General features: G+C 64.3%; 9 protein-coding genes. 3 read left to right on the plus strand and 6 right to left on the minus strand.

Features of this window, described 5'->3' with window-relative positions; translation table 11 throughout:
- Positions 1–514 precede the first annotated feature (514 nt).
- The 3 genes from BM222_RS35085 (at position 515) to BM222_RS35095 (ending at position 5,112) form a co-directional block, all read left to right on the plus strand.
- Positions 515–1,381 carry a beta-keto acid cleavage family enzyme gene (locus BM222_RS35085; protein ID WP_092239017.1) on the plus strand — a complete coding sequence of 289 codons (867 nt, stop codon included), beginning with the start codon at positions 515–517 and terminating at the stop codon, positions 1,379–1,381.
- Between the two features lie 141 nt (positions 1,382–1,522).
- Entirely contained in the window at positions 1,523–3,139 is a 1,617-nt protein-coding gene (locus BM222_RS35090; protein ID WP_092239094.1) for an acyl-CoA carboxylase subunit beta, read from the plus strand.
- Positions 3,136–5,112, plus strand: a complete 1,977-nt coding sequence (locus tag BM222_RS35095) for an acetyl/propionyl/methylcrotonyl-CoA carboxylase subunit alpha (RefSeq protein ID WP_092239019.1) — start codon at positions 3,136–3,138, stop codon at positions 5,110–5,112. Before BM222_RS35090 ends, BM222_RS35095 begins: the two co-directional genes overlap by 4 nt.
- A gap of 27 nt (positions 5,113–5,139) precedes the next feature.
- Here the strand turns inward: BM222_RS35095 and BM222_RS35100 are convergent, their stop codons facing one another.
- The 6 genes from BM222_RS35100 to BM222_RS35125 all read right to left on the minus strand — a co-directional run bounded on the left by BM222_RS35100 (position 5,140) and on the right by BM222_RS35125 (position 12,632).
- Entirely contained in the window at positions 5,140–6,126 is a 987-nt protein-coding gene (locus tag BM222_RS35100; RefSeq protein ID WP_092239021.1) for an ABC transporter ATP-binding protein, read from the minus strand.
- Complete coding sequence (locus tag BM222_RS35105) at positions 6,123–7,127, minus strand: ABC transporter ATP-binding protein (RefSeq protein WP_092239023.1); 1,005 nt, start codon at positions 7,125–7,127, stop codon at positions 6,123–6,125. The genes BM222_RS35100 and BM222_RS35105 overlap by 4 nt, the downstream gene beginning before the upstream one ends.
- Complete coding sequence (locus tag BM222_RS35110; RefSeq protein WP_092239025.1) at positions 7,127–8,020, minus strand: ABC transporter permease; 894 nt, start codon at positions 8,018–8,020, stop codon at positions 7,127–7,129. Before BM222_RS35110 ends, BM222_RS35105 begins: the two co-directional genes overlap by 1 nt.
- 191 nt (positions 8,021–8,211) lie before the next feature.
- Positions 8,212–9,159: an ABC transporter permease gene (locus BM222_RS35115; protein ID WP_092239027.1), complete on the minus strand. Its 948-nt coding sequence runs from the start codon at positions 9,157–9,159 to the stop codon at positions 8,212–8,214.
- 37 nt (positions 9,160–9,196) lie between these two features.
- Entirely contained in the window at positions 9,197–10,795 is a 1,599-nt protein-coding gene (locus BM222_RS35120; protein WP_092239029.1) for an ABC transporter substrate-binding protein, read from the minus strand.
- A gap of 286 nt (positions 10,796–11,081) precedes the next feature.
- Positions 11,082–12,632, minus strand: a complete 1,551-nt coding sequence (locus BM222_RS35125) for an AMP-binding protein (RefSeq protein WP_092239031.1) — start codon at positions 12,630–12,632, stop codon at positions 11,082–11,084.
- Between the last annotated feature and the right edge of the window lies 1 nt (position 12,633).

A 12,633-nucleotide genomic window follows, 5' to 3' on the forward strand; every position in this document is an offset into this window, starting at 1 on the left:
GCATCAAGAAGGCAAACGCAATGGCTTTGCGTCGCCCAGTCGACCCCGACGAACCATTGTGCACCGTCGACCATGATAGGGATCTCCTCCTCGTTCTCGAAGCGGGCCACCGCGATCCTGATCGATCCCTGTACTGGCGCTCTCGGCGCAATGACCTCCTACTGGATCTCGATCGCGGCCGCTCCGTCGGGGCGCGGTTCCTACGCAGGTGCTCAGGCACAGGTGGATAAGGCTGCTCCCGGCAGATCGGCCCGTGCTGCCAGTCTACATCATTGGACTGGCGCCGAACGACAAGAAGGGTACAGGGTGGGTTAGCCCTGCGACCGCGCAAAGCGCGGTTCGCACGGCGTAACCCACCACTTTTGCATGCGCGGTAAGAGACGTTGGTGGGTTACGCTGCGCTAACCCACCCTACGATTTCCTCGTTTTTCCTCAGCTTCTCCGCGCAAGAAGCTGCATGCCCCGCATCACATGATTGCATCGTTGAATTCTCAACGTGCGAGACATCTTTGGCATGAGCGACAAGGCCGTCATCACCTGCGCGCTGAACGGCGTGCTCACCGACCCCAAACAGCACAACGTGCCTGTGACGCCCGAGCAGATGGCGCGCGAGGCGAAGGCTGCGTTCGATGCCGGCGCCTCCATCATGCACATCCATCTGCGCCAGCAGGCGCCGGGCAAGGGCCATCTGCCGTCCTGGGAGGTGAGCGTCAGCAAGGAAATCCAGCAGGCGATCCGCGAAGCCTGTCCCGGCGTCATCATCAACCACACCTCGGGCGTTTCTGGCCCGAACTACAGCGGCGCCCTGGATTGTATCCGCGAAACCAGGCCGGAGATCGCCGCCTGCAACGCGGGCTCGCTCAACTATCTGAAGGTCAAGGCCGACAACAGTTGGGCCTGGCCGCCGATGATGTTCGACAACGCGGTCGAAAAGGTGAAGGACTATCTCGACGTCATGAACGAAGTCGGCACCATTCCCGAGTTCGAGTGCTTTGACGTCGGGATCGTGCGCTGCGTCGGCATGTACACCCAAGTCGGTATGTACAAGGGCCCGCTCGAATATAACTTCGTGATGGGTGTCGCCTCGGGAATGCCTGCGGATCCGGAGCTGCTGCCGATCCTGATCAAGCTGAAGCGCCCCGAAGCGCATTTTCAGGTCACGGCGATCGGCCGCGAGGAAATCTGGCCGCTGCACCAGCGCTGCGCCGAACTCGGTGGTCACTTGCGCACGGGTCTCGAGGACGCCTTCTATCTCGCCGACGGCAAGAAGGTGACATCGAACGGCCAGCTGATCGAGGCCATCGCCGCCTGCGCCCGCCGCGCCGGGCGTGAGATCGCCAGCCCCGCCGAGGCGCGGAAGATCTTTGGGACGAATCGCTGAACGTAGCCGTCACAGCGAGCGACTTGTCCGCCGAAGCTCGAAGAGCGAAGGCGGAAGCGAAGCAATCCAGAATCTTTCCGCTGAGGCAGTCTGGATTGCTTCGTCGCTTCGCTCCTCGCGATGACGAGCAGGATAAAGTTTATGTCCATTCTCGAGAACACCATTTCCACCGGCAGCGCCGCCTACCGCGCCAACCGCGACGGCATGCTCGCGCTGATCGACCGCTTGCGCACGCTGGAAGCGCGCACGCGTGCCGCGTCGGCCGCGGCAAAGGATCGCTTCCACAAACGCGGCCAGCTGCTGCCGCGCGAGCGGGTCGCGCTGGTGCTCGACCCCGGCGCGCCCTTCATCGAGCTCTCGACGCTCGCCGGCTATATGTTCGATGTGCCTGATACGAGCAGGAGCGTGCCGGGCGGCGGTGTCATCGCCGGTATCGGCTTCATCTCGGGCATCCGCTGTATGGTCAGCGCCAGCGATTCCGGCATCGATGCCGGTGCACTCCAGCCCTACGGCCTCGACAAGACCCTGCGGGTGCAGGAACTGGCGCTGGAGAATAAGCTGCCTTACGTCCAGCTCGTCGAAAGCGCCGGAGCCAATCTCTTGCGCTACCGCGTCGAGGACTTTGTCCGCGGCGGCAATATTTTTCGCAACCTCGCGCGGCTCTCGGCCGCAGGCCTGCCTGTCGTCACCGTCACGCACGGTTCGTCCACCGCCGGCGGCGCCTACCAGACGGGCCTGTCCGACTACATCGTCATGGTCCGCGGGCGCACGCGCGCCTTTCTGGCCGGGCCGCCGTTGTTGAAGGCTGCAACCGGCGAGATCGCGACCGAGGAGGAGCTCGGCGGCGCCGAGATGCATACGCAAATCTCCGGCCTCGGCGACTATCTCGCCGAGGACGACCGCGACGCCCTGCGCATCGCGCGCGAGATCATGGCGGCGCTGGAATGGGAACGGCCGGGCCGGGCGGCTCCAGAGTTCAAGCCGCCGCGCTATGACCAGGACGAACTGCTCGGCATCATGCCGATGGACCACAAGCGCACGGTCGACATGAAGCAGGTGATTGCGCGCATCATCGACGATTCCGATTTCACCGAGATGGCGCCGAACTACGGCCCGGCGACCGTCTGCGGCCATGCCCGGATCGAGGGCCAGGCCGTCGGCATCATCACCAACAACGGTCCGCTCGATCCCGCAGGCGCCAACAAGGCGACGCATTTCATCCAGGCTTGCTGCCAGACCCGCACGCCGATCCTCTATCTCAACAACACCACCGGCTACATGGTAGGTCGAGCCTATGAAGAAGCCGGCATGATCAAGCACGGCTCGAAGATGATCCAGGCGGTGACCTCGGCCACGGTGCCGCAGATCACCATCTATTGCGGCGCCTCGTTCGGCGCCGGCAATTACGGCATGTGCGGGCGCGGCTTCCATCCGCGCTTCTGCTTCTCCTGGCCCAACGCCAAGACCGCCGTGATGGGCGGCGAGCAGGCCGCGGAAACCATGGCGATCGTGACCGAGGCGGCGGCGGCGCGCCGCGGCAAGCCGATCGAGAAGGACAAGCTGGATGCCATGAAGGCCGAGATCGTCGGCGTGTTCGACGGCCAAATGGACGTGTTCTCGACCAGCGCGCGGGTGCTCGACGATGGTGTGATCGATCCGCGCGACACCCGCGCGGTCCTGTCCGAGGTGCTGGCAATCTGCCGCGAGGGCGATGCGCGCACACCCCGGCGCATGCAGTTTTCGGTGGCCCGGCCATGAGGAACGGATCAGTGCTCTGCCGGCCGTTCTACAGGGTCCTGGTCGCCAATCGCGGCGAGATCGCATTGCGCGTGATGTGTAGCGCGCGGCGGCTGGGCCTCGGCGTTGTCGCCGTCTATTCGGATGCCGACCGTGACGCGCTCCACGTCCAGCGGGCTGACCAGGCGGTGCGGATCGGCGAAGCCTTGCCGGCGCACTCCTACCTCAACATCTCCGCGATCATTGCCGCCGCCAGGGCCGGCGGCGCGGATGCCGTTCATCCCGGCTATGGTTTCCTCGCCGAGAATGAGGACTTTGCACAAGCCTGCAAGGACGCCGGGCTCGTCTTCATCGGCCCGTCGCCGCAGGCGATCGCGGCGATGGGCAACAAGGCCGGCGCCAAGGAGATCATGAAGAAGGCCGGCGTGCCTGTCGTGCCCGGCTATCAGGGCGCTGACCAAAGCGAGGAAGTGATGCTCGGGGAAGCCATGAAGATCGGCTTTCCCGTGATGATCAAGGCCGTCGCGGGCGGTGGCGGTCGCGGCATGCGGCTGGTCACCGACGCCGCATCCTTCGGCGATGCGCTGCGCAGCGCGCGGTCGGAGGCGAAGGCGGCGTTCGGAGATCCCGCGGTCATCCTCGAGCGCGCCATCCGGAATCCGCGCCATATCGAGATTCAGGTGTTCGGCGACATCAATGGCAATGCCATCCATCTCGGTGAGCGCGACTGCTCGGTGCAGCGGCGGCACCAGAAGCTGATCGAGGAGGCGCCGTCGCCGGCCGTGACGCCGCAGCTGCGCGCGAAGATGGGCGAGGTCGCCGTCGCTGCGGTCAAGGCGTTGCGTTATGAGGGCGCGGGGACGCTGGAATTCCTGCTCGATGGGAGCGGCGAATTCTACTTCATGGAGATGAATACGCGTCTTCAGGTCGAGCATCCCGTCACCGAGGCGATTACCGGGCTCGACCTCGTCGAACTGCAATTGCGCGTTGCGCGCGGTGAGCCCCTGCCGGTGAAGCAGCAGGACATCAAATTGTCCGGTCACGCCATCGAGGTGCGGCTCTGCTCCGAAGATGCCGCGCAGGATTTCATGCCGCAGTCCGGCCGTATGGCGCGCTGGCAGGTACCCGATGGCATCCGTGTCGAGCACGCGCTGCAATCGGGCTCGGAGATTCCGCTGTTCTACGATTCCATGATCGCCAAGGTGATCAGCCACGGCGCCACGCGCGAGGAGGCGAGGGGGCGGCTGATCGTCGGCCTGGAGCAGCTCACCGCGCTTGGCGTCACGACCAATCAGGCATTCCTGATGGCGTGTCTGCGCCATCCCGGCTTTGCCAGGGGCGAGGCGACGACGGCCTTCATCGGCGCGCATCGCGACCAGCTCCTGGCTTCCCCGGAGAATGCTGCATGCGATACCGCGCTCGCGGGCCTGCTGTTCTACGTTACCCATCCGCGCGCACCGTCATGGCGGCGTGGCCGGAGCCTGTCGGCAACGTTTCCTCTGCCCGCCAAAATCGAGATCGCCGGCCATGCGGTCGAGCTCGAAATCACCCGCGAGCGCGATGGCAGTTACACCGTCGCCACCGACAGCCGGGAGGACAAGTTCGAGATCGAGCAAATCGATCCCGATGCCATCCGCTTCCGCCGCGACGGCGTCATGGACAGCGTAAAGTTCCTGCGCGATGGCGACAGGCTCTATCTCCAGCACCGCGGCATCCCGGTCGCGGCCGCCGACCTCACCCTCGCCCCACCGAAGGCCGCAGCAAGCAACGGCGGCGACGGCAAAGTCCGCGCAGCCATGAACGGTCGCGTCGTCGCGGTGCTGGTCAAGCCGGGTGATCGCGTCACATCAGGTCAGCCGGTGTTGACGCTGGAAGCGATGAAGATGGAGCACGTCCACAAGGCCGGCATCGACGGCGTGGTCGCCGCGATCGAGGTCGCCGAGGGCGAGCAGGTCACGACGGGCAGGATCGTGGCTGAGATTGGAGCATCGTAGGCTGGATTAGCCGAAGGCCCACGAAACTTACGCTTGCCGTCCCGTCCCCTTGTTGAGCAAACAAGCCACCTGATGCCCGTCGCCCGCAGGCGTCAGCACCGGCCGCTCGGTCTTGCATTGCTCCATCGCAAAGCGGCAGCGGGTGTGGAACGCGCAGCCCGGCGGTGGATTGACCGGGCTCGGCACGTCGCCGTCGACCAGCGGCGCGAGCTTTTTCGCGAGCGGATTGGCGATCGGCACGGAGGCGAGAAGCGCCTGCGTGTAGGGGTGTCGCGGATTGCTAAACAGCTCGTCCTTGCCGGCGATCTCGACGATGCGGCCGAGATACATCACCGCGACGCGGTGGCTGATATGGGCCACCACGGCGAGGTCGTGGGCGATGAAGAGATAGGAGAAGCCGTGTTGCTTCTGCAAATCGATCAGCAGGTTGATCACCTGCGCCTGGATCGAGACGTCGAGCGCGGAGACCGGCTCGTCGCAGACGATCAGCCGCGGCTCCAGTGCCAGGGCCCGCGCGATGCAGATGCGCTGGCGCTGGCCGCCGGAAAATTGATGCGGAAAGTTGCGCATCTGGTCGGGCCGCAAGCCCACCTGCTCGAACAGTTTTGCGACGCGCGCCTCCAGCGCCTCGCCGGTGGCAAGACCATGCACGGCCAGCGGCTCGCCGACGATGTCCCCCGCGGTCATGCGCGGATTGAGCGAGGCAAACGGATCCTGGAAGACGATCTGCATCGAGCGGCGATGCGGGCGCAGCGCTCTCTTGGACAGATGGGTGATGTCCTCGCCGCCCAGGCGGATCTTGCCGGACGTCGGCTCGACCAGCCGTAGCACGCTGCGCGCCACCGTCGACTTGCCGCAGCCGGATTCGCCGACGAGACCGAGCGTCTCGCCCGCGCCAAGCGAGAACGAGACGCCGTCGACCGAATGCACGGTGCCCACCTGCCGGCGCAGCACGCCGGCGCGCACGGGATAATGCTTCTTGAGGTCGGTGACTTCGAGCAGCACTTCACTCATGCCACCTCCGCCACTTCGGCCGCGCGCCAGCAGGCGGCGAGGTGGCCGCCACCCCAATCCATGAGCGGCGGATATTCCTCGCAGCGCTTCACTGCGAGTTTGCATCGGGGCGCGAAGGCACAGCCCTTCGGCAGCCGCACCAGCGACGGCACCGTGCCCGGAATTTCGTTCAGCCGCTCCTGTGCGGCGACGCCGGATGCCGGCACCGCGGGGATCGAGGCCATCAGACCGCGCGTATAGGGATGCTTTGGCGCGGCGAACAGCGCCTCGACGCTCGCGTCCTCGACTTTTCGCCCCGCATACATCACGATCACACGCTGCGCGGTCTGCGCGACGACGCCGAGATCGTGCGTGATCAGCACCAAGCCAGTGCCGAGCTCCTTCTGGAGATCGAGGATCAGCGCCAGGATCTGCGCCTGGATGGTGACGTCGAGCGCGGTGGTCGGCTCGTCCGCGATCAAGAGCGCCGGCCGGCACGCCAGCGCCATCGCGATCATGGCGCGCTGGCGCATGCCGCCGGAGAGCTGGTGGGGATACTCCTGCGCCCGCCGAGCCGGCTCGGGAATGCGCACCAGCCGCAGCATCTCGACGGCAATCTGTCGGGCTTCTTTCGACGAGATGTTCCGGTGCAGCCGCACCGCCTCGACGATCTGGTCGCCGATCCGCATGACGGGATTGAGCGATGTCATCGGCTCCTGGAAGATCATGGAGATGCGGTTGCCCCGGATCTTGCGCATCTCCGCCTCGTCAAGCGCCAGCAGATCGGTGCCTTCGAGCGTGACGGAGCCGCCGACGATGCGCCCGGGCGGATCGGGCACCAGCCGCATCATTGACAGCGCAGTGACGCTCTTGCCGCAGCCGGATTCGCCGACGATGGCGAGCGTCTCGCCGCGGCTTACGGTGAAGGAGACGTCGTCGACCGCTTTGAAAAGACCGGAGTTGGTGAAGAACACCGTCTTCAGGTTCTTCACGTCGAGCACGACTTTGGAGGTATCAGCCATCAGCCGCGCTGCCGGGGATCGAGGATGTCACGTAGGGCGTCACCGAACAGGTTTGCTCCGAACACCGCGAGGCTGATCGCGATGCCCGGGAAGATCACGAGCCACGGCGCGGTGCGGACATATTCGGCGGCGGATTCCGACAGCATGCGGCCCCAGGATGGATAGGGCTCGGGAATGCCGAGACCCAGAAAAGACAGCGAGGCCTCGGTCAGAATGGTCGAACCGAGCTGGGCGGTCGCGAGCACGATCAGCGGCGCCAGCGTGTTGGGCAGCACGTGGCGGAGCGCGATCCGTACCTCGCTCATGCCGATCGATTTCGCGGCTTCCACGAACGGCAGCTCCCGGAGCGCCAGGGTGTTGGCGCGGGTGACGCGCGAAACGGTCGGGATCAGCGGAATGGCAATGGCGAGGATGACGTTCGGCAGCGACGGACCGAGTGCCGCCGTCATGATCAGGGCCAGCACCAGCAGCGGCAGCGCCTGCAAGACATCGGACACGCGCTGGAACACGAGGTCGACCCAGCCCGAGAGGTAGCCGGAGGTGAGGCCGACCATGACCCCGATCGTGCCGCCAAGCGCGGTCGAGCCGATGCCGACCGCGAGCGAAATTCGCGCGCCGTGGATGATGCGGCTGAACACGTCGCGGCCGAACGAGTCGGTCCCCATCCAGTGCGCCCAGCTCGGGCGCGCCAGTGCGTGTGCGGCGTCGACCGTCAGGGGATCATAGCGCGCGATGAAATCGGCGAAGATGGCCGTCAGCACGAACAGCGTCATGATCAAGAGGCCCGCCGCGCCCAGCACATGCCGCTGTGCCAGGAACAGCACGCGCCGCCAGCCGCCGGTCGCATGGGCGCCGGCCCGCCTGAGTTCAACATCGTAGTCGATTGCGGCCATTCGGGTCTCCGCTGGGAGATGCACCTCTCCCCCTCGGGGAGAGGTCGGCGCGTAGCGCCGGGTGAGGGGGCTCAGCCCTCAGGAGGAAGCGCAACCCCTCACCCGGACCGCATCTTGCGATGCGGCCCGACCTCTCCCTATGGGAGAGGTGGAGCACCGCTGTCGCCTCTGATTGATTCAACCTCATGCGATCAATCCGTGTACCTGATGCGCGGATCGAACACGGCGTAGAGCATGTCGACGACGAAATTGGCGCTCACCACCACGACGGCAATCAGCATCACGAGGTTCTGCACGATCGGATAATCGCGCCAGCGAATCGCCTCGACCAGGAAGCGCGCGACGCCGGGAATGTTGAACACGGTCTCCGTGACGATCAGGCCGCCGATCAGGAACGCCGCCTCGATGCCGATCACGGTGATGACGGGCAGGATCGCGTTCTTCAGCGCGTGGTGATAGTTCACGGCGGCATCGGACGCGCCTTTGGCACGCGCGGTGCGGATATAGTCCTGCCGCAGCACCTCCAGCATCGACGAGCGGGTGATGCGCATGGTCAGCGCCGCGCTGCGGAAGCCCACGGCGGCCGCGGGCACCGCGTATGTCGCGAACGCTTCGAGCCAGGTCCGCGGATTCGGATTGAAGATCGGGATCTCGCCGAACATCGCCACCGCGGCGGTGAGGATGAGCAGACCGAGCCAGAACGAGGGCAGCGACAATCCGCTCAGGCTCACCACGCGCAGCGCATAATCGAGCCGCGTGCCTTGCTTGACCGCGCTGAGGACGCCCAGGGGAATGCCGATCGAAGCCGAGAACAGCAGCGCAAGACCAGCGAGCCGCGCCGTGATCGGGATCCGCGGCAGGATCTCCTGCAGCGCCGGCTTCTCCGAGACATAGGAGTAACCGAGATCGCCGTGCAGCAGGCCGCCGATCCAGTGCAGATATTGCATCACCAGCGGCTGGTCGATGCCGAGCTGCTTCTCGAGATCAACCTTGTCGGCCGGATCGACGTAGCCGGCCGCGGCAAACAGGATGTCGACGATGTTGCCGGGAACGATGCGCAACAGGAAGAAGATGACGACCGAGATCCCGAACAGGGTCACGAGCATCAGGAACAGGCGCCGCACCAGATAGGCAAACATCCACCCTCCGCGAGCTGCTCATCTTCAGCCTGACGTGCTACTTGTCGAGCCACACATCCTCGTAGCGAAATCCGTTATAGGAGCTGTTCGACATGATCGTGATCCCCTTGACATAGGGCTGCCAGCAGGTGCCGGCCCGCGCATGGAAGATGATCGGACGGGCGACATCCTCCTGCAGCTTCTTGTCGATGTCCCAGACCAGTTGCTTGCGCTTGTTGATGTCGATCTCCTGCGACTGCACGTCGAACAGTTTCTCGATTTCCTTGTTGCAATAGTTGGTGTAGTTCCGCTCCGAGCCGCAGGAATAGTTCTCGTAGAAGGACTGGTCGGGATCGTCGACGGAATTGCCGGTCAGATTGAGACCGAGCATGTAGTCCTTGCGCGCCACTTTCGGGAACCAGTTGGCGGTCTCCACGACGTCGAGCTCGCCGTCGATATAGATGCTCTTGAGCTGGTCGATCAGGATCACCGCGGGATCGCGGTATTCCGCGAGATTGCGCGTCGAAACCTTCACGGCGAGATGCTTGTCGGGGCCATAGCCGGCCTTCTGCATCAGCTTCTTCGCCTCCTCGCGATTCGCGTTCACGTCCGGGCCGTAGCCCGGAATGGTCTCGAGCTTGTCCTTGGGCATGCCCCAGATGCCCTGCGGCGGCGGCAGCATGGTGCCGCCGATGTCGGCCTGGCCTTCGAACAGGATGTCGATGAACGCCTTGCGATCGAGCGCCAACGACATCGCGCGGCGGATATCGATGTTGTCGAATGGCGGGGAGCTTGAATTGACGATGATGTTGGTCGAGACGTTGGTCGGCTCGACGACGCAAACCGCGTTCGGCGCCTGCGACTTGATGTCCTTCAGGAGCGGGATGGTGATATGAGTCGGAAAAGTCATATCGAACTTTCCGGCGACGAAGGCGAGGATCGCGGTCGAGCGGTTCGGGATGATCGTGTACTCGATGCCGTCGAGATAGGGCAGACCCTTCTTCCAGTAGTCCGGATTTCGCGTCAGCTTGATCGATTCATTGGCCTTGAACTCGACGAATTTGTACGGCCCGGTTCCGATCGGATGGGTGCGCATGTCCGCCGGCGAGACGTGACAGGGATAAATCGGCGTATAACCGGAAGCGAGCATCGCCAGCAGCGAGGGCTGCGGCCGCTTCAGGTCGAAGGAGACCTCGAAATCGCCATTGGGCGTGACGTCGTTGACCTCGCTGTACCAGGCCTTGCGCGGATTCTGCCGCAGCTTCTGCTGCGATTTGCCCATCAGGAGATCGAAGGTGCACTTGACGTCAGCCGACGTGAACGGCTTGCCGTCGTGCCATTTGACTCCCTGTCGGAGCTTGAACGTCAATTTCTTGTTGTCGCTGCTCCACGACCAGCTTTCGGCCAGCTCCGGCCTGAGGGTATCAGGGCTGTTCTGCGCGATGTGCTGATCATAGATGACGAGATTGTTGAAGACCCCCATGAAGGGCACGTTGACCGAATAGGTCGCGCCCTCGAGGATGGACGCGTTCGCCGGGCTGTCACGGTGATATATCCGCAGGATGCCGCCCTGCTTGGGCTCGGCTGCGAGCGTCATGGTCGAAAACGCCAGCAAAGATAGCGCCGCCGTCGCGGCAAGCGCCCACACGCTCCGCATCCTCGTCCTCCCTGGACATCGGCCATTTGTGGCCTGTTTGACCTGACGATAGCCGAGGCGCGTGGAGGGAAGCAACCGGCCAACGCGTTTTAGAGCCTTGGCAATTTGGATGACGTAACGCCGCAGGCGTTTCACGCTTTCGCCATGTGAGAGTGCAGGTGCGAACGGCTCCGCGGCTGGTGTGTGCAATCCCGCATCAACAAACCCGATCGTCGTCCCGGCGTTCGCCGGGACGACACCAAATGTGTTGTGCCAGCTTGTGTCGGAAACGCGGCTGTCGAGGGGCTCACACGATCCGCGACGTCTTGTTGCCCCAATACCGGTCCCGAAGCAGCCTCTTGTAGAGCTTTCCCGTCGGCAGCCGGGGCAATTCCTTCTCGAAATCGATCGAGCGCGGCACCTTCTGCCGCGACAGCGACGCCCCGCAGAAGGCGATCAGCTCCGTGGCGAGCGCGTCATCAGGCATCACGCCCGGCATTGGCTGCACCACCGCCTTCACCTCCTCGCCGAGATCGGCGTTCGGCACGCCGAACACGGCGGCGTCAGCGACCTTGGGATGGGTGATCAGCAGATTCTCGCACTCCTGCGGATAGATGTTCACGCCGCCGGAGATGATCATGAAGGTGGCGCGGTCGGTGAGATACAGGAAATTGTCGTCGTCGACATACCCGACATCGCCGACCGTGCTCATGCTGCCGTCGGCCGAACGGGCCTCCCTGGTCTTCTCGGGGTCGTTGAAATATTCGAACGGCGACCCGGTCTTGAACCAGACCTGGCCCGGCGTGCCGGTCGGACAGGGCTGCATGTCCTCGTCCAGAATATGGAGATCGCCGAGCAGCACCTTGCCGACGGTGCCGCGATGGCCGAGCCATTCCTCGCTGTTGCATGCCGTGAAGCCGAGGCCCTCGGTCGCGCCGTAATATTCGTGGATGATCGGCCCCCACCATTTGATCATGTCGTCCTTGACCAGCGCCGGGCAGGGCGCTGCGGCATGGATCGCGATCTCGAGCGATGACAGATCGTAGCGGCGGCGCACCTCCTCCGGCAGCTTCAGCATGCGCGAGAACATCGTCGGCACCAGCTGCGTGTGCGTGATGCCCCATTGCTGGACGAGCTGAAGGTAACGCTCGGGATCGAACGTCTCCATGATCACCGCGGTGCCGCCCATGCGGATGGTGAGATTGACCGCGGCCTGTGGCGCCGAGTGATAGAGCGGGGCAGGCGACAGATAGACCATGCCTTCGCGGTAGTGCCAAAGCTTTGTCAGGAAATCGAACAGCGGCAGATTGTGCGTCGGTGGCTGCTCCGGCAGCGGCCGCAAAATGCCTTTCGGCCGTCCGGTCGTGCCCGACGAATAAAGCATGGCGGTGCCGAGCCATTCGTCCGCAATCGGCGTCTTCGGCAGATCGGCGGTGACATCGGCAAGTCCCACGATCCGGTCGCTCTCGCCGGGTCCGTCGGCGACGATGCAGAGCTTGATATCAGGGCAGGCCTGGATTGCCTCGCGCGCGATGTCGAGCTTTGCAGCGGACGTGATCAAGATCTTCGACTGGCTGTTGACAAGGAGATAGGCGAGCTCGCCCGGCGTCAGAAAGGAGTTGATGCAGGTGTAGTAGAGTCCGGACCGCTCGCCCGCGCTGCAGGCTTCGAGATAGCGCGGATTGTTCTCCATGAAGATCGCGTAGTGATCGAGCCGCTTCAATCCGTGCTTCCGAAACAGGTGCGCCAGCCGGTTGCTGCGCGCATCGAGCTCGCGATAGGTGACGGCCTCGCCGGTTGCCGCCATGATGAAGGCGGGCTGGAGCGGGCGCAGGCGGGCATGCAGGCCTGGGTACATC

The sequence above is a fragment of the Bradyrhizobium sp. Gha genome (assembly GCF_900113735.1).
GTDB lineage: Bacteria > Pseudomonadota > Alphaproteobacteria > Rhizobiales > Xanthobacteraceae > Bradyrhizobium.

Excerpts from the sequence above, each read along its gene's own strand:
- BM222_RS35120 (WP_092239029.1), bottom strand. The coding sequence starts at position 10,795 with ATGCGGAGCGTGTGGGCGCTTGCCGCGACGGCGGCGCTATCTTTGCTG.
- BM222_RS35100 (WP_092239021.1), bottom strand. The coding sequence starts at position 6,126 with ATGAGTGAAGTGCTGCTCGAAGTCACCGACCTCAAGAAGCATTATCCC.
- BM222_RS35125 (WP_092239031.1), bottom strand. The coding sequence starts at position 12,632 with ATGTACCCAGGCCTGCATGCCCGCCTGCGCCCGCTCCAGCCCGCCTTC.
- BM222_RS35115 (WP_092239027.1), bottom strand. The coding sequence starts at position 9,159 with ATGTTTGCCTATCTGGTGCGGCGCCTGTTCCTGATGCTCGTGACCCTG.
- BM222_RS35110 (WP_092239025.1), bottom strand. The coding sequence starts at position 8,020 with ATGGCCGCAATCGACTACGATGTTGAACTCAGGCGGGCCGGCGCCCAT.
- BM222_RS35105 (WP_092239023.1), bottom strand. The coding sequence starts at position 7,127 with ATGGCTGATACCTCCAAAGTCGTGCTCGACGTGAAGAACCTGAAGACG.
- BM222_RS35095 (WP_092239019.1), top strand. The coding sequence starts at position 3,136 with ATGAGGAACGGATCAGTGCTCTGCCGGCCGTTCTACAGGGTCCTGGTC.
- BM222_RS35090 (WP_092239094.1), top strand. The coding sequence starts at position 1,523 with ATGTCCATTCTCGAGAACACCATTTCCACCGGCAGCGCCGCCTACCGC.
- BM222_RS35085 (WP_092239017.1), top strand. The coding sequence starts at position 515 with ATGAGCGACAAGGCCGTCATCACCTGCGCGCTGAACGGCGTGCTCACC.